The sequence below is a fragment of the Vibrio sp. Isolate34 genome (assembly GCF_022397915.1).
In the GTDB taxonomy this organism is placed as follows: domain Bacteria; phylum Pseudomonadota; class Gammaproteobacteria; order Enterobacterales; family Vibrionaceae; genus Vibrio.
In genome coordinates, this window is the sequence record NZ_JAKEUO010000002.1 from 161,658 (window position 1) to 183,797 (window position 22,140).

A 22,140-nucleotide genomic window follows, 5' to 3' on the forward strand; every position below is an offset into this window, starting at 1 on the left:
ATCGTTAGCTTAGCAAACATTTAGGGAAATGGTATGTGATAAGTATTTGAAAAAATGAAATAAATTAAATCTAGGGTGGGTTTAGTTCCAAACCAGTTGGTTAGTACCACGTTGTTTTGCTTTGTTTAGCGTCTTATTGAGTCGCTCTAACACTTCTTCAGGTGTATCTGATTCTTTAAACTGAGTACTCGCAGCACATAAGGTAATCGTGATTTGTTGGTCACGGAACTTAAACGGCAAGCGGCTGACTTGAGCCTGAATGTTTTGAATCACTTGATGGCAATATTCATCGGTTTGCTCTGGAAGCAACAAGATAAACTCTTCACCTGAAAAGCGAGCCACAGTATCGGTGGTGCCTGTTTCTTTGGTGATGGTTCTCGCGATGATCTTGAGTGCCTTGTCGCCTGCCGTATAACCAAAACTATCGTTAATGGCTTTGAAGTTATCAATGTCTAGCAGAACTAAACGCAGTGAGTGTTGCGCGCGAATCCAGCGGCGGTATTCAAGTTCTAAGCGATCTGTAAAGGCTGTGCGGTTGTACACCTTAGTAAGTGGATCAAGCAGCATACGCTGAGCCTGATCTTCCAAGCGCTTACGGTAGTCTTGGGTGACTTCATAGAGCGAGTCTAACTGAGTTTTTCCGTAACTCATTCTCTCTATTAGAGCTTGTTCTTTCTGCTCCGCGTGATTCAGTCTTTCTGAAAGCGAGGCGATTTCACTGAGTAGGGGATTAATCGACATCTTTAAGTTATCGATGTCTGTGGCTTTATCCACTGAGCTTTGGCTTTTAGAAACTAACTCATTCAATTCTGAATTCAGACCTTGGCGGTGCTCAAAGTAGCTTTGGCTCTGGTCGGCATTTTGGTCTGCGGTTTTGATGCTAGACGCGAGCGAAGAGTTAAGCTGATCAATAAACTGTTCAGACTTTTTACGCTCTAGATTGGTGCCTTCAATAACCAGCTTGAGAATTTGCAGTGTCAGCTCAAGTAGGTTTTGTGTTGAAACACCAAGTAGCAGTTTTGCTCGAATATCGGTAAGCAGATCACCCGATTCACCCTCGAAGTCGAGTTCAGTGATCAGATGTTGTAATTCGTTTGATAGGTCGGAAAGGAGTTCTTGCTCTGGAGATTGCGCAGCGTCGGCAAAATGGGTGCGTGAGTTGTTCGCCATAATTTTTATGGCACGCTCATAAATACCGAGAAGTTTCATGGCATGGTCGACTTTCTGACTGCCATTGCATTCGGAGAAGCTAAGTAAGTTTCGTAGGTCGCGTTTCAACTGCGCTGGTAAACCAGTGATGCGTTGCAGCGTTTCCCCACTGTGCTTAATGCTATCGTCCAGATATCCGTTCTGTTTATCCATAGCCAACGTTTTCTGCTTAAGCATCCTTTCTAATACTGCCAGCTTTGGGATCATTGAGCTAATGTCTTTTTGCTTTTCTAGCTCTTCCCTAAGGGCAATGAGGTTTTCATCTAAATGGCTGTTACTGCCAACACATGCATCACTTAAAGATGTGACGATACGTTTTAGAACTTTCTGTTCTCGAATAAATTTGAACGAGGTGTCTCTTTGCGTCAAACGGACCTGCTCCAACTGAGATTTCAGCTGGTGGAGTTGCGCCTGAATGTCTTTTTCAAGAATGCCCATAGATGTATTAATTAGCGCCGCGTAGACCGATCTCGATCATTTTGATGAAATTCCGTTACACCGATAATAACAAAACTAAAAATAAGGTCACGACTTGCAAGTCTTAACCGCTCGCAAATCAGTCATCTTTTAGCATTTTTTTGATATTGTCCTCATTCTGGTACGATGATTGTATTTTTATTAACCCTTGATTAATCGCATGTTTACACGCTTCTCTTATGTTACCGGTTGCAAGGCTTGCCGCTGGTGCATTGTCAATAGCTTTGAGGTATACCCACTGGCTGCTGCGCTCTTTGAGACTTATCTCACGCGCTAGGTTGGTCGACATCAATAATACGTCAAGCAGCTCTTGATCGTTAATCGCGGTGTAAGCGCGTGGTAAGAATGGGTAATCCGCGATGCCCATGCGAACGGTTCGGTTGATGTTGCGTTCAGGTTCGAAGTTATTCACCCAAGATTGAATCTTCTTGAACATCGCCTCAGGTGATAAATCACGATCAGAATTAGGTTCGATATAAAGCAGGTTGGCATCCGAGAAGTGATAAACACGAGCAGGGCCTTCCAGCTTTGATTTTAAGAACTCACCAAAAGCGTCTTCGAGCTCGAGACCGGCTTTGTAACCGTTCTGCGTGTACATATTGCGTAAGAACGGTAAATCAATCATCACGAAGCGTAAGCGGTCGTTGAGTGGCTCATGAATCAATTCGCCAAGCTGCCATTGTTCGAAGGTTTGGCTGGTTTTTTCCAGCGAGTTAGAGAGCTTCGCGTTGAGCATTCTTAAGTTCGGAAGCTTTGAACGTGAGTGCGTAAATAGGTCAGTGCGCAGTGAATCCACTTCTTTGGCTAAGGTTTGAATGATGTAGCCACGGCGCAGAACAAAGAAGAACAAGACAATGCTGAACAGGAATAAGGCGAACGATATCTTTTGGAACTTACGATGCTCCAGTTTGTATTTTTCTAGCTCTTGCTCTTGGCCTGCATAGTGCAGGGTTTGTTCGGCAAACTCTTTTTGTTGGCGGAATGCGTCTTCCCCAACACGATTGAGTTTTTGCTGCTCTAAAGAGACAAGGCTGTTGTATTGTTTGAGATTTGCCAACGCTTGCTGTGGACGACCTGCCTGTTCATAACCCAAAGCGAGTAAATAGTATGAGCGTTGCGACAGGTGCATATTTTCTACCTGGCGCGAGATCTCAAGTGCACGTGTCGCATGCTTGATCACATCTTCGCTCTCTTGTAGGTGGTAAGCCAAACCTGCCGATAGCAGTGCTGCTCGACCTTCCAGTTTAGGAATGTCCGTGTACTCCAGCAGTTCAAGGGCACGGGTTAGGTACTGCTCTGCAAGAGGGTAGTTATAGAGGCGTAAGTAAGTTGCCGATAGACTTAGACGAATATCGATGACTTGGTGGATATCTCTGTCGGTACTTTCGTGGTCAAGGACGTTGAAAAAATGCACTAGAGCAAGGTTATATTTACCTTGTAAGAAGTACACATCACCCATCTTTTTAAGTACTTGAGCTAATATGGGGGAATTTTCAAAATTATCATAAAAATCAGCAGCTTGAGAAAGGTGTTCTAGTGCTTTATCTAAAACTTGGCGCTCAAAGAAAAGCTGAGCAAGTAGGCGGTTTACCTTGGCCAAGCGTGAACTCAGATTGCCTTCTACCGATTTCCAGTAGCCATACAACAACTCAGATAATGCGTGATTGTACTCTTTATGGGTCAGGTAAAATTCACCGACCGAGATGTGGTAGTCGATGGTGACTTTTTCAGAGTAACGCTGATCGAGATAGGTTTTGGCTTCTTGATAGAACTTCTCGGCTTCATCGATCTTGTTATCGTAAGAGGCGATATCGGCTTTCAGCATGATCAAGCGATAGGTGATGCCTTCCGTCAGACGTAAGGTTTTATCCACCGATTCTAGGTTTGTTTCAATATTGACTAGCTCTGCCTTTGCTTTGGCGGACTTTCTTTCACTTAGCCAAAGTAAGCGTACTTTTAGGATCTCTAGATCCAGTTTAAGGTACTCAAGCTTATAGGTTTTCGCGAGCTCAGAGGCCTTGTGGATGTGCTGAATGGCAATGCGAATGTTGCCAAGGTTGTACTCAGCTTTCGCTAGTATCTTGTAGGCATCGATGCTGCTGTTTGGCGTACGAATCGAAGAGTCTGTCTCTTCGCGAGAAATAGCTGAAGGGCTTTTCTCGCGTTGATCAGAAAGGACACGAAGCGTTAGGTAGCTGTTGGCCATTTGTTTTGCTTGACTCGGCTCGATCTCAACCAAGTTATTGGCTTCATTGAGCAGCGCCGACGAGTAGACCGACGCATTAACCGATGTGCTTAAGCTTAAAATAAATAGGCTAACGACGTATAACCAACGCATTTCAATGTCCCTTTAAAGATGAGGTAGGTTCCAATAAGTGTGTGGTTTGTGTGCCTATTATTGGCGAGCCATACGCTTGTTGTGGCTTGGTCTGTCTTGCTCTGTTGAACGGTATGGGTTGATATCCAGACCACCACGACGCGTGTAACGTGCGAACACAGTTAGCTTCGAAGGTGCACAGTATTTCATGATGTCAGTGAAGATACGTTCAACACATTGCTCGTGGAATTCATTGTGCTCACGGAAAGAAACTAAATAGCGTAGCAGAGCTTCACGGTCAATTTGCTTACCTGAATATGCGATCTCAACGCTGCCCCAGTCTGGTTGATTGGTGATCAAACAGTTCGACTTCAATAGGTGGCTGTGCAGTGTTTCTTCCACTTCCTGTTCGCCAGCAGCGCCTTCAAGCAGTGATGCTTCAAAGTCATAGCTGGTGATTTGGATGTCTTGGTTGTCGATACATTCGCCTTCCATCGTTACGATAGGTTGGTTGGTGTAGTCGGTTACTGAGTTTACATTCACAATGACAGTTTCGCCTGCACATGCTGACAAATCTTGGGTCAGTCGCTCAGTTACTTGCTCCCAGTTTTCGAATTGAGTCTGGTTGTAGCTGTTTAGGTACAGCTTGAAAGATTTTGATTCAATTAAGTTTGGGCTCGTTGCAGGGATGAAAACTTCACCCACGGCGACTTGTGGTAGGCCATTAGTGTTTAGCCACGAAAGTTCGTACATCGTCCAAATATCATGACCTACAAAAGGCAGTTCATCGCTTAGCGCAAGATCATCACGATTCAGGCTACGCGGTACTGGTTGCAACAAACTTGCATCGTATTGGTTAGAGTACTCAGTTTTTTGGCCCAGCGTTAAACCCGCTAGTTCTTTTGCGTCAGAATATTTGCTCATACTTTCGTTTCAAATTCGATTAGAATGGGGTCGATTTTACTGAATCCCCTTTACCCTGTCATTAAGTCATCGCTTATTAGATAAGCTTATTCGACAAGGAGAGGCTCAGATTCTATTTATTATTATGTGTTTAGGAGATTTTCATGACTCAACGTGCTCAAGACGCACTGGTTTCTTTTAGTCAGCGATACGTTGACGCGTGGCAACAGCAACACCAAAGCTTACCTCGCAATGAGGAGTTGGTGGACGTGGTATCGCCATGTGTAGAAGAAAAGAGCGGCGATGCCGTGTTATGGAAGCACTATCCACGTGAGCAATTCGCAGATTTCACTAACGTTGAAACTGGCATTGAGTTGACGCTGCACGAAGACATCAAAACCTTCTACGGTGCACAATACAGCGCAGACATGAACGCGACCTTCGACGGTAACGAACTGACTCTATTACAGATTTGGAGTGATGAAGACTTCGAATGCCTACAAGAAAACATCTTAGGCCACTTAGTGACTCAGCGTCGCTTAAAGCTAAAGCCTACGGTTTTTATCGCAGCGACTGATGCTGAACTGGATGTTATCTCTATCTGTAACCTAACGGGCAACGTGATTTTAGAGCGTTTAGGCACCAAAAATCGTGATGTACTAGCCGAGACTTTGGCAGAATTTTTAGAAAAGCTACAACCAGCGGTATAAATAGATGTACGTACTAGAACTTCAATTTGAGTGTTTTGATAACACAACGGTAAGCGCTGTCGACAAGGCTGTTAATGGCTTAATGGATGCACTTCGTTATAACGGACAGGTGCTGGGTCGCGAGTTTCCTATCGTGATGGGGGATGGTGAGTTTTATGTTCGCGTCGTCTGCCCAGAGCAAGACAGCTTGCACCCGCGTAACCACTCAGATTTTGTAAAAGTGTGTTTTGATCGCTTGTCTAATGCGAGCCTGCTTGCGCCTAAAATGCGTTTGCTTGGTCGAGATCTGAACTCTGAAGAAGTGGCTGAAGACGAAGCGCCAAGCTGGCAGGTGCTTTACACGACGTTTGTTCATACTTGTTCACCGCTACGCAGTGGCGACAGCTTGTTGCCGATCCCTCTGTACCGTAACCCGCCAACCTTCAATGGTGACCATAAAGCCGTGTTGAAATGGCAGACAGAATGGCAAGCTTGTGATGAAGTTCAGATGGGTGGGGGCTGTCGTGCTGAACACGCAACTCTGACTGAGATCAGTGATACTAAAAGCGTGTTGTTCAAACGCGGTTGGGGCTTAAGAGGACGCATTGAATATCTCACGAAGATCCCGACTTATTACTACTTGTACCGCGTGGGTGGCATCAGCTTAAAAGCTGAAAAAGAGCGTAAATGTCCGCAATGTGGTGGAGAATGGCTGCTAGATGCGCCGATCCACGACATTTTCTATTTCAAGTGTGATGATTGTCGTTTGGTATCAAACATCTCTTGGGATCACCTAAAGTAACCGACTGAGTTTGGTGGGCACTGTATGCTCACGCGTTAACTACAAGCGATTAAAAAGGGGCTGACGTTATGTCAGCCCCTTCAGGTATCTATACGATGCTGCAGTTTAGGTGATTACCAACCTTTAACTACGCCACCTTGGAAGATATCAGAAGCTGCGTTGTACACTTCTTCAGTTTGGTAAGCTTTAACGAAGTTCTGTACGTTTTCAGCGTTTAGGTTGTCTTCACGAGAAACGATTAGGTTTACGTAAGGAGAATCTTTGTCTTCAACGAATACGCCATCTTTTTGTGGGGTCAGGTTGATAGAACTTGCGTAAGTTGTGTTGATGATAGAAAGCGCTACATCATCAAGAGAACGTGGTAGCTGTGCTGCGTCTAGTTCAACAATTGTTAGGTTCTTAGGGTTCTTAACGATGTCACGAACTGTTGCTAGAAGACCAGCACCTTCACGAAGCTCAAGAAGACCTTGTTGCTCAAGAAGTAGTAGAGAACGACCTAGGTTTGTTGGATCGTTTGGTACCGCAATACGAGCACCGTCTTGGATTTCGTCGACAGATTTCACTTCTTTAGAGTAACCAGCGATAGGGTAAACAAACGTGTTACCAGCGATAGTCAGTTTGTAACCACGGTCAGCCACTTGCTGATCTAGGTACGGTGCGTGTTGGAATGCGTTGATGTCGATAGAACCGTCATCCAGTGCTGCGTTTGGTGTTACGTAATCCGTAAAAGTAACCAGTTCAACGTCTAGGCCGTACTGCTCTTTTGCTACTTTAGCTGCAACTTCAGCAACTTGAGCTTCTGCACCCGCCATTACGCCAACTTTTACTTTAGACGTATCCACTTCTTTATCACCACAACCTGCTAGTACTAGCGCTGATGCCGCTGCTGCGATAGTAAGTAAACCTTTAAGGCTAAATTTCATAATAATCTCCTTTTAATAAATCTATTTAATTTGGTTCAGACGACTCTTGTCTTAGATAGTTTGCGTTTTAACGCTGAGTCTTTATCTGTGGTCAACGCGGCGAACTAATGAATCACCGATTGATTGAATAATTTGTACAAGCACAATCAACATCACCACCGTTACAGCCATGATGGTCACATCGTAACGGTGGAATCCGTAACGAATCGCGACATCACCTAGACCACCACCACCAACCGTACCTGCCATTGCTGAGTAGCTCACCAGCGTCACTAGCGTAATCGTTACTGAGTTGATAATAGTCGGTAGTGCTTCAGGAAGCAGAACCTTATTGATGATTTGTGTTGGTGTTGCGCCCATTGATTGAGCTGCTTCTACTAGACCTGTTGGTACTTCAAGTAGTGCACTCTCGATAAGTCGAGCCACGAATGGAATAGCGCCAATCGTTAGTGGAACAATCGCAGCTGTTGTACCGATGAAGGTACCAATCAGCATCTTAGTCAGTGGGATAATCGCAACCATCAACACTAAGAAAGGTACTGAACGACCCACGTTCACAATCGCACCTAGAATCTTGTTTACTTTGGTGTTCTCTAACAGACCACCTTTTTTAGTCGTATGTAGAATCACGCCTAATGGAATACCGACAGCAAAGCCAACAATCCCTGCAACAGCAACCATGTAAAGCGTTTCGCCTGTTGCGCCTAATAGAAGGTTACCGTTAAGGCTGATCCAGTCAGCAATCTCGTTGAAACTAAAGGACATAACCAAGTACCTCTACTTTTACATTGTTGTCGCGTAGGAATTGGATAGCAGCATTATCATCTGCTTCATTACCGAATAGCTCAGCCACCATCATGCCGAACTTCACGCCGCCGGCGTAATCAAGGTCAGAACTTAGGATGCTGACATCGATATTGAATTTGCGTGCAATCTGAGTCATCAGCGGAGCATCAACCGTTGCGCCTGTAAACTCAAGGCGTACCAGTGGGTAGCTGCTGTTTACGCGAGTCTCTTGCAAGCGCGCTTGGTAATCTTCAGGAATCGTCAGATCGAGCGTTGAACGAATGAATTGATGCGCAAGCTCAGTCTTAGGGTGAGCAAAGATGTCACCAACTGTGCCTTTCTCTACCAATTCACCACCGCCAATGATCGCCACTTCGTGACAAATGCTTTTCACTACATCCATCTCGTGCGTAATTAGCAGGATAGTGATGTTCAGCTTGCGGTTGATTTCACGCAGCAGCTCAAGAATCGATTGAGTAGTTGCAGGATCCAGTGCGCTGGTCGCTTCATCACACAGCAGTACTTTCGGATCAGAGGCCAGTGCACGAGCAATCGCAACACGCTGCTTTTGACCACCACTTAGGTTTGCAGGGTAAGTGTCACGCTTATCCGCCAAGCCAACGAGTTCAAGTAACTCACTCACTTTCGCTTCAATAATCGCTTTATCTTTACCTGCAAGTTCTAAAGGCAGTGCTACATTGTTAAATACAGTACGAGAAGACAGCAGGTTGAAGTGCTGGAAAATCATGCCAATGTTACGGCGTGCTTCGCTAAGTTCAGATTTGCTGAGTTTTGTCAGGTCGATACCGTCAACAATCACTTCACCTGACGTTGGCGCTTCCAACATATTTACACAGCGGATTAGGGTACTTTTGCCTGCACCTGAAGAGCCGATGACTCCAAAGATTTGACCTTGAGGAATGTGGAGGTTGATATCAATTAAGGCATTGATTTCTTTAGTGCCTTGATAAAAAACCTTGTTGACTTGATTCACTTTAATCATAGAGAAACCCGTGCAGGTAGAACAGAATAATATGTCGATAGCTCGCTCGATTTACAGACGATGCTATGGTGTTCTATGATCTAAGTCAATAGATACTTTTACGTCTAGACGGCTAAACGTCGATTGTATTGCTGAGATGGAAACAAATCGTTAACGAACGCAAAACTAAATAGATAGTGATGAAGCAAATAAAGCGTGTAATAATTAATGATTAATAGAGAGTTGATAGAGGACAAAATTTTGTCTAAACCTGCTGTTTTTTTAGATCGTGATGGTGTGATTAACGTTGATCACGGCTACGTACATGATGAGCATGACTTTGAATACATCGACGGTGTGTTTGAAGCGGCGAAAGCGTTTAAAGATATGGGCTATTTATTGGTGCTAGTGACTAACCAGTCTGGCATTGCTCGTGGCATGTTTAGCGAAGACCGTTTTCTTTCTTTAACACAGTGGATGGATTGGAACTTTGTTGATAATGGTGTCGAGCTCGATGGTATTTATTACTGTCCTCACCACGCTGAGCACGGCATTGGTGACTACAAGCAAGATTGTGAATGTCGTAAGCCAAAGCCAGGCATGTTCATTTCTGCTCGTGACTTTCTGAAGATTGATATGGCTAACTCTGTGATGATTGGCGATAAAGCTGAAGACATGATGGCTGCAGAAGCCGCAGGTGTTGGCACTAAAGTATTGGTAAGAACCGGTAAGCCAATCACTGAAAAGGGTGAGGCGCTAGCTAGTGTGGTACTTGATAGCATTAAAGATGTACCTGCTTTCTTAAAAGGCTAAGCGTTTATTTGTCCCTAAGGTATTTACCTATCACTAGGGCATGTTGATCTTTCGAGAGTGTTTTTTGAACAGCATGGTAAAGAGTTATAATTTGCTTCGCCAAAAGTAAAACCATAACCAATACCATGCCAAGAACAATGTTAACTGATATTCGCTGGGAACTGTTACTCCAAGTTATGAAAAGTACAGGTCGTATTTACGATAAAATTGAACATCGAATGACATTTGAAGGGATACTTTATCGAATGAGAACAGGTATTCCTTGGCGAGATCTACCCTCTGAGTTCGGAGAGTGGAGTACCGTTTACAGACGATTTAATCTTTGGTCAAAGAAAGGGGTTTTAGATAAGCTTTTCAAAAGCTTATCTAGCATGGCTGATTTTGAATGGGTCTTTCTTGATGGTTCTATAGTTCGAGCACATCAGCATAGTACAGGTGCAGCGACTGAAAGCTCAGAGCAAATAGGAAAAAGTCGCGGGGGCAACTCAACTAAAATTCACTTAGCTGTGGATAGTGGTGGCCTTCCGATTTGCTTTGATTTATCAGAAGGACAACGCCACGATATAGTGCATGCAGAAAGCTTAGTAAAGCAACTCGATGAAGTTAATACCATCGTTTGTGATAAAGGGTATGACAGCGAACCTTTCCGTACCTTTGTTAAGGAACGTGGCGGAGAAACGGTAATTGCTCAACGCAATTACGGACAAGATATAGACAAAGACAGTATGGATTGGTGTCTATACAAGTATCGTCACTTGGTCGAAAATGCCTTTGGGAGGATTAAGCATTATCGAGCTATTTCAAGTAGATATGACAAGCTAGAAAGGAATTATGCCAGCATGTTATCGCTGGCATTCATGTTAATGTGGCTACCGATGTATTGTTGAACGTAAAATGTACAGCAAAGATCAACACACCCTAGGCACTTACTTATCAATAAGGTTCTCCTAACCTGAGACGAAACTAAGTGTCATGACTATATAAAGATGAGGAACGAAGTATGAAAGCTATGTTGGTAGCATCTCTATGTGCGGTAGCATTGGTCGGGTGCTCTAAATCAGCAGCCCCTGACAGTACAGCATCGGATAATCAATTCGTGACTTATCAATGTGAGTCTGACGTGTCGTTTGATGTGGCTTACCTTAGTAATGAAAAAGCAGTACTGCGTTTACCTGATAACGAGTACCAATTGACTCAGGTACCGGCAGGATCAGGAACCAAATATATCCTAGATGATGGCACCTCAGAGATGATTAATAGCGTCACTTTGCGTACTAAAGGTGACGACGCACGCCTCGAACTTGGCCGTGTGGTCTATCGTAATTGCCAAAAGTAAATCATAGTAAGAACTGCTAGGATTTACAAATAGTTAAGTGAGGGAACCTACCCTCACTTTTTCTTCCCTTCCCTTTAACGTTAGACTTTTTATGAGCAAAAAACTCACTATTCTCGATATTGCTAAGCTGTCCGGTGTTGGTAAGTCAACTGTATCTCGCGTTCTGACCAATGATCCTAAAGTGAAACCTGAAACCCGTGAAAGGGTGGAAAGAGTAATTCAAGAATCTGGGTACACGCCTTCAAAGTCTGCGCAATCAATGCGTGGTGGCAGTCAAAAAGTCATCGGCGTGATCATCTCTCGTTTAGATTCTCCCTCTGAAAACAAAGCCGTTAGTACCATGCTGGCTGAGTTGTATCGAGCGGATTACGATGTAGTGATCATGGAAAGCCAACTCGACAGAGACAAAGCCAATGAACACCTTCAGGTTCTAAAGCGTCGTAACGTTGATGGCATCATTGTGTTTGGCTTTACGGATTGTGATATTCCAGCGATCGAAGCGTGGGAACACAAAGCCGTGGTTATTGCTCTGGATACTGAGAACGTAACGTCGATTAACTACGATAACCAACAGGTGATCAATAGTGCGTTAGCGCATCTGTCGGATCAGGGGATCTCAGATGTCGGTTTTATTGGTGTTGATCCTAGCGATAAATCAACGGGTGAGCTGCGTCTTAAGGCTTATCTCGATTGGTGCGAAAGCACTGGAGTGATTGCGAACTATCGTACTGGTCAGCTTCATCATGAAAGCGCTTATCAGCTGGTGGATGAGGTACTGACGCCTACAACTCAAGCGCTTGTTTGTGCCAGTGACACATTGGCTCTTGGCGTGATCAAGCGCCTACAAGAACTACAACGTGAAGATGTGGTTGTAACAGGTGTTGGTGGCAATGATCTTCTCTCTTTCTTGTTCCCTCGTGTATTTAGCATTGATCCTGGCTACCAATCTGCAGGTAAGTTGGCGGCTAATCTATTGATCTCTCAGCTTTTAGGCAATTCAGAGATCTCTCATCACACCCAATCTCCGATTCTATAATCCACTCAATTAAGCGAAATCGAACCGCTTAGATTAAAATTAGAGTGTGATCTCTTTCAACTAATGGGACTGTTCCCATTTTAATTTATCATTCATGCGGGCATTATAATAACCGTAATTGGGAATGTTCCCATTAGTCTAAATCTTGAATGGTTGTTGCTACATGGTTTAGATGAGTAATTGAATGAAACCAGGGTGGGGTAGTATGAGTAAGATAGCGAAGCAAGACGTTGCGCGTCTTATCGAGTTAGTCGGTGGCAAAGAAAATATTGCGAGTGTCAGCCATTGTCTGACTCGACTGCGTTTTGTATTGAACGATACAGAGCAAGCGAACAAAGCAGAACTAGAAAAGCTGAAGCTGGTAAAAGGCTGCTTTACGAACGCAGGTCAATTCCAAGTCGTGATTGGCACAGAGGTTGATGAAGTGTACGCACTTCTGATTGAGCAAACGGGTAAAGAGGCGTCATCAAAAGATGAGTCTAAGCTTGCTGCTCGTCAGAACATGAACTTCCTTGAGCGTGGTATCTCCCATTTAGCCGAAATTTTCGTACCACTGCTGCCTGCCATCATTACTGGTGGTCTGATTCTTGGTTTCCGTAATGTGATTGGCGACATTCGCATGTTCGACGGCAAAACCCTCGTTGAAATCAGCCAATTCTGGGCAACCGTTCACTCTTTCTTATGGCTGATTGGTGAAGCGATTTTCTTCTTCCTACCGGTTGGTGTGTGTTGGGCGACGGTTAAGAAGCTTGGCGGAACCCCTATTTTAGGTATCACGCTCGGTGTGACCTTGGTTTCCCCGCAGTTGATGAACGCTTACATGATAGGTAAATCGGTACCTGAGGTGTGGGACTTTGGTTTGTTCGTGATTGAGAAGGTCGGTTATCAGGCACAGGTGATCCCTGCGATGCTAGCGGGTGTGGCTCTGGCGTTCATTGAGACCAACCTTAAGCGTATTGTTCCTTCTTATCTGTACCTTGTTGTCGTGCCATTTGTCTCGATTATTTTGTCTGTGATTCTAGCGCACGCTTTCATTGGCCCATTTGGACGTATGTTAGGCGATGGTGTGGCATTCGCGGCTAAAGCAGCAATGACGGGTGACTTTGCGATTCTTGGTTCAGTGGTATTTGGCTTCCTATACGCACCTTTGGTTATTACAGGTATTCACCACACAACCAACGCCGTCGACCTACAATTGATGCAAGACTTAGGCGGCACACCGATCTGGCCTTTGATTGCGCTATCAAATATTGCACAAGCTTCAGCGGTTGTCGGCATCATCATTCTAAGCAAGCGCGAAGGCGAACGAGACATCTCGGTTCCTGCAGCAATCTCTGCTTACTTAGGCGTGACAGAGCCAGCGATGTACGGCATCAACCTTAAATACAAATTCCCAATGTTGAGCGCAATGATCGGCAGTGCTGCCGCGGCTGCAATCTGTGGTAGTGCAGGTGTGATGGCGAATGGTATCGGTGTTGGTGGCTTGCCGGGCATCTTATCGATTCAACCGCAATATTGGTCTGTTTACTTAATTGCGATGCTGGTGGCGATTGTACTACCCGTCACGTTAACACTGTTCTTCTATAAGCGAGCACAGATGAAAGGCGAGCTAGAAACTGCCAACGCGTAATGCATTAAATAAGCGATGACTCCAAAGTGAGCCATCGCTTTTTCTCTTAGTTATAGCTTTTTCTTTTAGTTATAACGGCTATTCGACCATGATTCACATGGTGATTTTTATTTATATTTTCTGGTAAGTGAGTGTTAGAGATGGCGATGACTGAGCATGATGAAAGTTGGTGGAAAACCGCAACCATCTATCAAATCTACCCAAAGAGCTTTTGTGATAGTGGCAGTAAAGGTACTGGCGATATCAAAGGGATCATTTCAAAACTGGATTATCTTAAACACTTGAGTGTGGATGCAATTTGGTTAACCCCAGTTTACGCATCCCCAATGATCGATAACGGCTATGATATTTCAGATTACTACGCGATTAACCCGCAATTCGGCACCATGGAAGACTTCGACCTATTGCTGGCTGAAGCGCACCAACGTGGTATCCGTATCGTGATGGATATAGTGGTAAACCACACCTCAACAGAACATGCGTGGTTTCAGTCGGCATTGGGTGACAAAAACAGCCCATACCGCGACTACTACATCTGGAAAGATCCTGTAAACGGCCAAGCACCAACCAACTGGCAGTCTAAGTTCGGTGGTAATGCATGGGAAATGGATGAGGCGACGGGTCAGTATTTCCTACACCTCTTTGCAAAAGAGCAGGCCGACCTTAACTGGGAGAACCCGGTTGTGCGCGAAGAAGTGAAAGATGTCATCAGCTTCTGGGCTGAGAAGGGTGTTGATGGTTTCCGCTTGGATGTGATCAACCTGATTTCGAAAGAGCAAGATTTCCCTAACGATGATATTGGTGATGGTCGTCGTTTTTACACTGATGGTCCACGAGTGCACGAATATCTGAAAGAGATCAGCGAAGCGGTATTCCAGAAATACGGCAGTGTGACAGTAGGCGAGATGTCTTCAACGACACTCGAGCATTGCCAACAGTACTCAAACATTGATAACAGTGAGCTATCGATGGTGTTTAACTTCCACCACCTTAAGGTGGATTACACCAATGGTGAGAAGTGGACTAATGCGCCGTTTGATTTCTTACAGCTCAAGTCGATCTTCAATCACTGGCAAACGGGCTTGAACGGCAAGGGTTGGGGCGCATTGTTCTGGTGTAACCACGACCAACCGCGAGTGGTGAGCCGTTTAGGTGATGATCAGCAGTATCGTGTTGAGTCGGCCAAGATGTTGGCTGCGTCTGTTCATATGATGCAAGGTACGCCATATATCTATCAAGGTGAAGAGATTGGCATGACCAACCCGGGTTACACCGAGATCAGCCAGTATCGTGATGTAGAGAGCACCAACATGTATGACATCATGGTGAACCGTGATGGTATGGCGCATCAAGATATGATGGCGATTCTGGCGCAGAAATCTCGTGATAACTCTCGCACGCCGATGCAATGGAATAGCGAAGCGTATGCCGGATTTTCACAAGCTCAGCCATGGCTAGAGGTTGCAAATAACTACCCTGAGATCAACGCCGAGCAAGCGCTGGAAGACAAAGACTCTGTTTTTTACTTCTACAAGAGCTTGATTGAGTTACGTAAAGAAGTGCCAGTGATTACTCATGGTAGCTACAAAGATTTATTGCCTGAGCACCCGTCGGTATTTGCGTATTCTCGCGAGACTGATAGTCAGACTTTGTTGTGTATTAATAACTACTATGGTGAAGAGGCGGAATGCGTTTTACCGGAACGTTTTGATATGAATAAGGCGAAGAGTTTGTTGTCTAACTATCAAGAAGCGAACACTTCAGCAGCATTACATCATCTAGTCTTACGTCCTTACGAAACTCGTATTCTCTTGATTGAAGGTTAACCTTGTTTCATTTTAAGAAGCCTGATTCTATTCCCCTTAAAGGATTGGGCTTTTACAAAGGCTTTGGAGAGCTCCCCAAAGCCTTTTTGTTTTAGCTATAGTCTGGATTATCGTGTTTTGAGTCTGCTGTTAGAGTGTCGAGTAGACAGCGACTATAGAACTGGTATGAATGCTAAGACGCGTAGTTCACTGAATAACGCGTAGGCTTGTGATTCATCGCTAATACGATGTTCAATACCGCAGTGCCCAATACAGAAACCGCAATCACCCAAGGCGATACGAAGAAGAATGATGCAAACAGAATACACGCATCAATAGCCATTTGGGTTTTGCCCACTGAGATACCGTAGCGATCTTGAATGAACAAACACAAGACGTTGAAGCCGCCCAAGCTTGAGCGATGACGGAATAAGATCAGCATACCCAAGCCCATCAACAGGCCGCCTGCAACAGCGCAGTAAATCTCATTATGAACTTCTAACGAAATCACCAAGTATAAATGATCGGCAAACACAGACACTAAAGCCCCTGATATGGCACTGCTTATTGCGAAGTGACGGCCAAATCGTTTCCATGCTAATAAGTAGAATGGGCAATTAGCAATAAAGTACAAAATACCAAAGGTTACCGGCATAAATTGACTCAAAAGCAGAGCCAAGCCAGTAGTGCCACCAGTAAGTAGGTTCGCTGACTGTAAAAAGAAGACGCCTAACGCCACTAAAAACGTGCCAGTGAGGATTGCTACCCAATCTTCTTTACGTGAGTGTTTTTCCATCGTTTTTATAATTACCTAACCAATAAAGGCGTGCATAGTAGAGAAAAACCTTAGCTTTCGGTAGCTAGAGGGGCAAAATTAAGGTAAACCTATGTAATTTGCGTTTTACAGGGTGTAAATCGTAAAATTGACAGTAAGCGTCATCTTTGGTTGGATAAGCTTAATAACCATGATGAATCTTATTTGTGATTATGAAAAAACTGCATGATAAAATTGCAATTAGCTCTTTATGACCTAGATCAAATTATGTAGAATGCGTCACATCAAAACGGTGACGGAAACGTTTGCTTTCGGTCGTTGTGTGGTTTTTTTGAAACTTTCAGTACAATCTGAGTCAGGAGATACAGATGCTTAAGCGTGACATGAACATTGCTGATTACGATGCGGATCTATTCGCAGCTATCCAAGAAGAAACTCTTCGTCAGGAAGAGCACATCGAACTTATCGCTTCAGAAAACTACACAAGCCCACGTGTAATGGAAGCTCAAGGTTCTCAGCTAACAAACAAATACGCTGAAGGCTACCCAGGCAAGCGTTACTACGGTGGTTGTGAGTACGTAGACAAAGTTGAAACTCTAGCAATTGAACGTGCATGTGAACTATTTGGTGCAGAGTACGCAAACGTACAGCCTCACTCAGGTTCTCAAGCAAACAACGCTGTATACATGGCACTACTAAATGCAGGCGATACGGTTCTGGGTATGAGCCTAGCGCACGGTGGTCACCTAACTCACGGTTCTCCAGTAAACTTCTCTGGTAAGCTTTACAACATCATCCCTTACGGTATCGATGAAGCGGGTCAAATCGATTACGAAGAGATGGAAAAGCTGGCTATCGAGAACAAGCCTAAAATGATCATCGGTGGTTTCTCTGCTTACTCTCAAATCTGTGATTGGAAGCGCATGCGTGAAATCGCTGATAAAGTAGGTGCTTACCTGTTCGTAGATATGGCTCACGTAGCAGGTCTAATCGCTGCAGGCGTTTACCCGAACCCAGTTCCACACGCTCACGTAGTAACTACAACGACGCACAAAACGCTTGCTGGTCCTCGTGGTGGTCTAATCCTTTCTAACGAAGGCGAAGATCTTTACAAGAAGCTGAACTCAGCAGTATTCCCAGGCGGCCAAGGTGGTCCTCTAATGCACGTTATCGCTGGTAAAGCAGTAGCGTTCAAAGAAGCTCTAGAGCCAGAGTTCAAAGAATACCAAGCACGCGTTGTTGCTAACGCAAAAGCAATGGTTGCTGAATTCCTAGCACGTGGTTACAACATCGTTTCAGGTTCTACAGAGAACCACCTGTTCCTAGTTGACCTAATCAACAAAGACATCACAGGTAAAGAAGCAGATGCGGCACTAGGTGCAGCAAACATCACTGTAAACAAGAACTCAGTACCAAACGACCCACGTAGCCCATTCGTTACTTCAGGTATCCGTATCGGTTCTCCTTCTATCACTCGTCGCGGTTTCTCAGAAGCAGACGCGAAAGAGCTAGCAGGTTGGATCTGTGACATTCTAGATAACATGGGTGATGAGTCTGTTATCGAAGCGACTAAAGCAAAAGTACTAAATATCTGTAAGCGTCTACCTGTTTACGCTTAATTTTTCTTCGTAGTGATTTGAACTTCGTTGTCGAGCATGCTCACTTACATTCGTAAGCTCCGCGTGCTCTCCTAGAATTTCAAACAACTACTTTGAAAATTGATTTAAGAGGTCCCTTTTGGGGCCTTTTTTGTATCTGTAGGTATGAGAGTTAGGTTATCTGAGAATACAGGAAAGCAGATACTAAAAAGGGCTAATGTTTTCACATTAACCCTTTGTTGTTTGGTAGTGTCTATTCTACTTTTTGATGCTAAGTAGAGTGCCTGACTTACACTTGAAAGAGTAGTAGTGGCGGCTTTCACTGAACTTACCTAGGCCTTCGCCATCGCAGTAGTCGATGTTGATGTCACGCATCACTTCTAGTGTGTCTTCGCTCTTCAGAGCGAATTTAGAGCCATCAGAGCAGACGATGCGAACTCGTTCATCATGGCTTACAGAGTAAATATCGACTTCAGTATTACACAGCTCAAAAGAGGCTTCGCGAAAGTTGTCTTGCTGAGTATTTGAAGCGCAACCTGCGGTGAATGCGGCAGCGATAACGGCTAAAAGTCCGAGTCTTTTCATTGTTAATCCTTCACTATCATCAAGTTGGGTGATGAGTTTTATATGCTAGTTTGGGTAGCCTATACAACAATACGCTTTGGTTCAAGGCGCGTTCGTTGACTCTAAGATATAAAAGTATAGGTGCAGACAGATAATTTATAACGGGTTTGCTGCATGTTTACTTATTACGTATCACCAACAAAAAAAGACCAACACAGAGGTTGGCCTTTAAATAGGAAGATTTTTTAAACGACTATCGAAACTGTTTGGCTTCTGGAAGATACTCAAAACCAGCAGACGCGAGCTTCGCGATCAATGCTGCTTTGTCGATTTCGTAGAAGTTGACCACTCGATCTAAATCTCCGCCGAAGTCGTCACGAAGCTTCATGTTGACGATGCTCATCAACATCACTGGATCCATCTTTTCAAAGTTAGCGAGGTTCATATTAGTCCTCGAAATCTGAAATCAGTAAGTTAGCAGCAGCAAAGGCTGCACGCTCGCGAGCTTCTTTAGGAAGAGACTCATCGGCAGCAAGGTCATTCAATGTTTTTACTGCGCAGGTGATCGCTTTAGGGATATAGCCTTGATCGCCACTGCCAATTTGAGAATACAGTTCACGAACCAAATCACAACAATCGTATACTTTCATTTTTATACCTAACCAAATGATAACTGATCTCAATATACACATAGAGATAAGCAAAAACAAAGTGGATCTGATCAAGTTCAGAGTTAGTTTGTTCTTGCTCAATATCTCACTTGGTTAGTTCTCTGCTTAGGCCGTGCTTTACTGCTTCGTTTGGTACTTACCGATTAGCCAGAGACTTGTTGTTCAAGTTGATAGGTGACTTCATCAGCAAGGTTGAGCTGTTTCGCGAGCTCTTTCAGGTACGCCTTTTCTATGAAGTTTTGTTCGTCGGCCACAATCAAAGAGGCTAAGTAGATCTCACTTGCCTGTTGAGGTGACGTTGCTAATTGAGCGATTTCGCTTGGGTCGAGTGGCTTATGCAGTTCTTCAGAGACCAATTTAGTCAGTTGATAATCAGCGCCCATGTTTTCGACGGCTTGTTCTATCTTAGCCATCTCTTCTTCATCAACATGGCCATCAGCTTTAGACGCGGCTATCATCGAACGTAAAATCAGCACGCTGTGGTTTGCATCATTTTCATCAAACTGAGCCTGTTCGATATTGGGAGTCTGGCCTTGTTTGGACTGGTAGTCGTTGTAAACTTTATAAGCCAAAGCGCCCAGTGCTGCTGCGCCTCCAATGCCAGCCGCTTTCTTACCCATTTTCTTAGTCTTCTTAGAGCCCATTAACGCCCCTAACAGTCCACCACCAACAGCACCTGCACCGAAAGCGCCCAGTGTGCTCTTGTTGATACCTTTGCCATTGCTGCTACTGCCTTGAGAGAGGCTGCTTAAACTCGAAGATCCTTGGGAAAGCTTCTGAGTACCTTGTTTAACGAGATCTGACTTAAGTGCTTGGTTAAGTAAACTTTTGATATCCATCGATACCTCCAATGTAAGCGGGTCTAAAGAGTTGATGAACCCAATATACGGATTTAAAGATGAACAGGGGATTAACTTACGTTATTTACTCTAGTGATAAATAGAAGAGAACTTGAAGGGAAACGACAGGTACAAAAAAGGCCACCTAATGGCAGCCTTTCAATGTTTATCTAGTCAGTAATCGGATTACTAAGCTAGTTGAGCTTTAAGGTGCTCGATAACCGTGTCCATAGCGATAGCTTCTTTATCACCAGTACGACGGTTTTTGTATTCGAAGTTACCTTCGTCCATGCTGCGATCACCGATAACGATAGTGTGAGGAATACCCACAAGCTCGATATCTTTAAACATAACACCTGGACGCTCTTTACGGTCATCAAATAGTACTTCGATACCCATAGCTGTTAATTCAGCGTATAGCTTCTCAGCTGCTTCTTTAACGCGCTCAGATTTGTGCATGTTCATTGGTACGATAGCAACTTGGAACGGCGCTAGTGCGTCTGGCCAAGTGATACCGAATTTATCGTGGTTCTGCTCGATAGCAGATGCAACAACACGTGAAACACCGATACCGTAACAACCCATTTCTAGGATTACGCTCTTACCATCAGGACCAAGCACGTTACAGTTCATTGCTTTAGAGTAAGTATTACCTAGTTGGAAGATGTGACCAACTTCGATACCGCGCTTAAGCTGGATAGTACCTTGACCACATGGGCTAAGGTCGCCTTCAACAACGTTACGTAGGTCTTCAACTTGAGCAAGCTCAACGTCACGACCCCAGTTAATACCGAAGTAGTGCTTACCGTCTACGTTTGCACCAGCGCCGAAGTCGCTCATTACAGCAACAGAGCGATCAACGATGAATGGAAGCTCTAGGCCAACAGGGCCAAGTGAACCAGGACCAGCACCAACAAGTGCACGGATTTCTTCTTCAGAAGCCATCTCTAGTGGAGAAGCAACCTGTGGAAGGTTTTCTGCTTTCACTTCGTTAAGCTCGTGGTCACCACGGATGATTAGAGCAATGATATCTGCTTCTACTTCATCAGATGCTTTAACGAATAGAGTCTTAACGGTTTTCTCGATTGCTAGACCGTGTTGCTCTACAAGCTCAGCAATTGTTTTTGCGTTTGGCGTATCAACCAGTTCCATCTCTTGAGTTGGCGCTGCAACTTCTTCAGTAGGAGCGAGTGCTTCTGCTTTCTCGATGTTTGCTGCGTAATCAGATTCAGAAGAGAATGCGATTAGGTCTTCGCCGCTTTCAGCAAGAACGTGGAACTCTTGAGAGCCGCTGCCGCCGATTGCGCCAGAGTCTGCTAATACTGGACGGTATTCAAGGCCCATGCGGTCAAATGCTTTACAGTAAGCATCGTGCATTGCTTGGTAAGACTTTTCTAAGCCTTCTTTGTCGATATCAAAGCTGTACGCATCCATCATAGAGAATTCACGTGCACGCATTACGCCAAAACGAGGGCGGCGCTCATCACGGAATTTAGTCTGGATTTGGTACAGGTTTAGAGGTAGCTGTTTGTAAGAGCTGATCTCGTTACGTACTAGGCTCGTTACTACTTCTTCAGCTGTTGGGCTAAGAACGAATGGACGAGAGTGACGGTCTGTGAAACGAAGTAGCTCAGGGCCCATCTTTTCAGAACGGCCAGTCTCTTCCCAAAGCTCAAACGGTTGAACTACGGGCATCAAGATTTCAACGGCACCTGCATTATCGATCTCTTGGCGAACGATATTTTCGACTTTACGCAGTACACGTAGACCAGTAGGTAGCCAAGTATATAAACCTGAAGCTAGCTTACGGATCATACCTGCACGTAGCATCAGCTGGTGGCTGATAACTTCTGCGTCGTTTGGAGTCTCTTTCAGAGTAGAAAGAAGGTAGTTACTGGTACGCATTCTATGGTATCCGTTTCATCATTGATAAAAGAAAATTTGCTGCAGTGAGTGACGACAGCAAATCTGATATAGCCGCATAT

General features: G+C 44.5%; 21 protein-coding genes. 9 read left to right on the plus strand and 12 right to left on the minus strand.

Annotation, left to right across the window (positions count from 1 at the left end; all coding sequences use genetic code 11):
• Positions 1-81 precede the first annotated feature (81 nt).
• The 3 genes from L1D22_RS03340 to queF form a co-directional block, all read right to left on the minus strand.
• Complete coding sequence (locus L1D22_RS03340; protein WP_239828707.1) at positions 82-1,647, minus strand: GGDEF domain-containing protein; 1,566 nt, start codon at positions 1,645-1,647, stop codon at positions 82-84.
• Positions 1,648-1,765: 118 nt separating this feature from the next.
• Entirely contained in the window at positions 1,766-4,024 is a 2,259-nt protein-coding gene (locus L1D22_RS03345; RefSeq protein WP_239828708.1) for a tetratricopeptide repeat protein, read from the minus strand.
• 57 nt (positions 4,025-4,081) lie between these two features.
• Complete coding sequence (gene queF, locus L1D22_RS03350; RefSeq protein WP_239828709.1) at positions 4,082-4,927, minus strand: NADPH-dependent 7-cyano-7-deazaguanine reductase QueF; 846 nt, start codon at positions 4,925-4,927, stop codon at positions 4,082-4,084.
• 143 nt (positions 4,928-5,070) lie between these two features.
• On the opposite strand from queF, the gene syd reads away from it, so the two are divergent.
• Positions 5,071-5,616: a SecY-interacting protein gene (gene syd / locus L1D22_RS03355; protein WP_239828710.1), complete on the plus strand. Its 546-nt coding sequence runs from the start codon at positions 5,071-5,073 to the stop codon at positions 5,614-5,616.
• Positions 5,617-5,620: 4 nt separating this feature from the next.
• Positions 5,621-6,397, plus strand: coding sequence for a Zn-ribbon-containing protein (locus L1D22_RS03360; RefSeq protein WP_017630798.1), 777 nt, complete (start codon positions 5,621-5,623; stop codon positions 6,395-6,397).
• Between the two features lie 113 nt (positions 6,398-6,510).
• On the opposite strand, the gene L1D22_RS03365 is transcribed toward L1D22_RS03360, so the two are convergent.
• The 3 genes from L1D22_RS03365 to metN all read right to left on the minus strand — a co-directional run bounded on the left by L1D22_RS03365 (position 6,511) and on the right by metN (position 9,109).
• Entirely contained in the window at positions 6,511-7,320 is an 810-nt protein-coding gene (locus L1D22_RS03365; protein WP_017630795.1) for a MetQ/NlpA family lipoprotein, read from the minus strand.
• Between the two features lie 81 nt (positions 7,321-7,401).
• A complete protein-coding gene (locus L1D22_RS03370; protein WP_017060764.1) occupies positions 7,402-8,085 on the minus strand; it encodes a methionine ABC transporter permease in 684 nt (227 codons plus the stop codon).
• Positions 8,075-9,109 (minus strand): methionine ABC transporter ATP-binding protein MetN, encoded by a 1,035-nt coding sequence (metN, locus tag L1D22_RS03375; RefSeq protein ID WP_017060763.1) that lies wholly within the window; start codon positions 9,107-9,109, stop codon positions 8,075-8,077. Before metN ends, L1D22_RS03370 begins: the two co-directional genes overlap by 11 nt.
• 207 nt (positions 9,110-9,316) lie before the next feature.
• On the opposite strand from metN, the gene gmhB reads away from it, so the two are divergent.
• The 6 genes from gmhB (at position 9,317) to treC (ending at position 15,729) form a co-directional block, all read left to right on the plus strand.
• Positions 9,317-9,901 (plus strand): D-glycero-beta-D-manno-heptose 1,7-bisphosphate 7-phosphatase, encoded by a 585-nt coding sequence (gene gmhB, locus L1D22_RS03380; protein ID WP_239828711.1) that lies wholly within the window; start codon positions 9,317-9,319, stop codon positions 9,899-9,901.
• A gap of 125 nt (positions 9,902-10,026) precedes the next feature.
• Positions 10,027-10,788: an IS5 family transposase gene (locus L1D22_RS03385; protein ID WP_239828712.1), complete on the plus strand. Its 762-nt coding sequence runs from the start codon at positions 10,027-10,029 to the stop codon at positions 10,786-10,788.
• Positions 10,789-10,901: 113 nt separating this feature from the next.
• Positions 10,902-11,237, plus strand: coding sequence for an MliC family protein (locus L1D22_RS03390; protein ID WP_239828713.1), 336 nt, complete (start codon positions 10,902-10,904; stop codon positions 11,235-11,237).
• Between the two features lie 91 nt (positions 11,238-11,328).
• Positions 11,329-12,273 carry a trehalose operon repressor TreR gene (treR, locus tag L1D22_RS03395; protein ID WP_019824953.1) on the plus strand — a complete coding sequence of 315 codons (945 nt, stop codon included), beginning with the start codon at positions 11,329-11,331 and terminating at the stop codon, positions 12,271-12,273.
• 205 nt (positions 12,274-12,478) lie between these two features.
• Entirely contained in the window at positions 12,479-13,903 is a 1,425-nt protein-coding gene (gene treB, locus L1D22_RS03400) for a PTS trehalose transporter subunit IIBC (RefSeq protein ID WP_048661201.1), read from the plus strand.
• A gap of 140 nt (positions 13,904-14,043) precedes the next feature.
• Positions 14,044-15,729, plus strand: coding sequence for an alpha,alpha-phosphotrehalase (gene treC, locus L1D22_RS03405; RefSeq protein WP_239828714.1), 1,686 nt, complete (start codon positions 14,044-14,046; stop codon positions 15,727-15,729).
• Positions 15,730-15,901: 172 nt separating this feature from the next.
• Here the strand turns inward: treC and L1D22_RS03410 are convergent, their stop codons facing one another.
• Positions 15,902-16,504 (minus strand): YitT family protein, encoded by a 603-nt coding sequence (locus tag L1D22_RS03410; RefSeq protein ID WP_017630786.1) that lies wholly within the window; start codon positions 16,502-16,504, stop codon positions 15,902-15,904.
• 347 nt (positions 16,505-16,851) lie between these two features.
• Between L1D22_RS03410 and glyA the strand changes: the two genes are divergently transcribed.
• Positions 16,852-18,102 (plus strand): serine hydroxymethyltransferase, encoded by a 1,251-nt coding sequence (glyA, locus tag L1D22_RS03415; protein WP_017072002.1) that lies wholly within the window; start codon positions 16,852-16,854, stop codon positions 18,100-18,102.
• A gap of 237 nt (positions 18,103-18,339) precedes the next feature.
• Here the strand turns inward: glyA and L1D22_RS03420 are convergent, their stop codons facing one another.
• The 5 genes from L1D22_RS03420 to L1D22_RS03440 all read right to left on the minus strand — a co-directional run bounded on the left by L1D22_RS03420 (position 18,340) and on the right by L1D22_RS03440 (position 22,060).
• A complete protein-coding gene (locus tag L1D22_RS03420; protein ID WP_017630785.1) occupies positions 18,340-18,666 on the minus strand; it encodes a hypothetical protein in 327 nt (108 codons plus the stop codon).
• A gap of 232 nt (positions 18,667-18,898) precedes the next feature.
• A complete protein-coding gene (locus tag L1D22_RS03425; protein ID WP_004738555.1) occupies positions 18,899-19,090 on the minus strand; it encodes a DUF4250 domain-containing protein in 192 nt (63 codons plus the stop codon).
• A 1-nt stretch (position 19,091) separates the two neighbouring features.
• The gene (locus tag L1D22_RS03430) at positions 19,092-19,295 is read right to left on the minus strand and encodes a YaeP family protein (RefSeq protein WP_008222923.1); all 204 of its coding nucleotides are present in this window, start codon (positions 19,293-19,295) and stop codon (positions 19,092-19,094) included.
• A 164-nt stretch (positions 19,296-19,459) separates the two neighbouring features.
• Entirely contained in the window at positions 19,460-20,155 is a 696-nt protein-coding gene (locus tag L1D22_RS03435) for a tellurite resistance TerB family protein (RefSeq protein ID WP_239828715.1), read from the minus strand.
• Positions 20,156-20,344: 189 nt separating this feature from the next.
• Positions 20,345-22,060 (minus strand): proline--tRNA ligase, encoded by a 1,716-nt coding sequence (locus L1D22_RS03440; protein ID WP_010436451.1) that lies wholly within the window; start codon positions 22,058-22,060, stop codon positions 20,345-20,347.
• Positions 22,061-22,140: the final 80 nt, after the last annotated feature.

Excerpts from the sequence above, each read along its gene's own strand:
- L1D22_RS03340 (WP_239828707.1), bottom strand. The coding sequence starts at position 1,647 with ATGGGCATTCTTGAAAAAGACATTCAGGCGCAACTCCACCAGCTGAAA.
- L1D22_RS03345 (WP_239828708.1), bottom strand. The coding sequence starts at position 4,024 with ATGCGTTGGTTATACGTCGTTAGCCTATTTATTTTAAGCTTAAGCACA.
- queF (WP_239828709.1), bottom strand. The coding sequence starts at position 4,927 with ATGAGCAAATATTCTGACGCAAAAGAACTAGCGGGTTTAACGCTGGGC.
- syd (WP_239828710.1), top strand. The coding sequence starts at position 5,071 with ATGACTCAACGTGCTCAAGACGCACTGGTTTCTTTTAGTCAGCGATAC.
- L1D22_RS03360 (WP_017630798.1), top strand. The coding sequence starts at position 5,621 with ATGTACGTACTAGAACTTCAATTTGAGTGTTTTGATAACACAACGGTA.
- L1D22_RS03365 (WP_017630795.1), bottom strand. The coding sequence starts at position 7,320 with ATGAAATTTAGCCTTAAAGGTTTACTTACTATCGCAGCAGCGGCATCA.
- L1D22_RS03370 (WP_017060764.1), bottom strand. The coding sequence starts at position 8,085 with ATGTCCTTTAGTTTCAACGAGATTGCTGACTGGATCAGCCTTAACGGT.
- metN (WP_017060763.1), bottom strand. The coding sequence starts at position 9,109 with ATGATTAAAGTGAATCAAGTCAACAAGGTTTTTTATCAAGGCACTAAA.
- gmhB (WP_239828711.1), top strand. The coding sequence starts at position 9,317 with ATGATTAATAGAGAGTTGATAGAGGACAAAATTTTGTCTAAACCTGCT.
- L1D22_RS03385 (WP_239828712.1), top strand. The coding sequence starts at position 10,027 with ATGCCAAGAACAATGTTAACTGATATTCGCTGGGAACTGTTACTCCAA.
- L1D22_RS03390 (WP_239828713.1), top strand. The coding sequence starts at position 10,902 with ATGAAAGCTATGTTGGTAGCATCTCTATGTGCGGTAGCATTGGTCGGG.
- treR (WP_019824953.1), top strand. The coding sequence starts at position 11,329 with ATGAGCAAAAAACTCACTATTCTCGATATTGCTAAGCTGTCCGGTGTT.
- treB (WP_048661201.1), top strand. The coding sequence starts at position 12,479 with ATGAGTAAGATAGCGAAGCAAGACGTTGCGCGTCTTATCGAGTTAGTC.
- treC (WP_239828714.1), top strand. The coding sequence starts at position 14,044 with ATGGCGATGACTGAGCATGATGAAAGTTGGTGGAAAACCGCAACCATC.
- L1D22_RS03410 (WP_017630786.1), bottom strand. The coding sequence starts at position 16,504 with ATGGAAAAACACTCACGTAAAGAAGATTGGGTAGCAATCCTCACTGGC.
- glyA (WP_017072002.1), top strand. The coding sequence starts at position 16,852 with ATGCTTAAGCGTGACATGAACATTGCTGATTACGATGCGGATCTATTC.
- L1D22_RS03420 (WP_017630785.1), bottom strand. The coding sequence starts at position 18,666 with ATGAAAAGACTCGGACTTTTAGCCGTTATCGCTGCCGCATTCACCGCA.
- L1D22_RS03425 (WP_004738555.1), bottom strand. The coding sequence starts at position 19,090 with ATGAACCTCGCTAACTTTGAAAAGATGGATCCAGTGATGTTGATGAGC.
- L1D22_RS03430 (WP_008222923.1), bottom strand. The coding sequence starts at position 19,295 with ATGAAAGTATACGATTGTTGTGATTTGGTTCGTGAACTGTATTCTCAA.
- L1D22_RS03435 (WP_239828715.1), bottom strand. The coding sequence starts at position 20,155 with ATGGATATCAAAAGTTTACTTAACCAAGCACTTAAGTCAGATCTCGTT.
- L1D22_RS03440 (WP_010436451.1), bottom strand. The coding sequence starts at position 22,060 with ATGCGTACCAGTAACTACCTTCTTTCTACTCTGAAAGAGACTCCAAAC.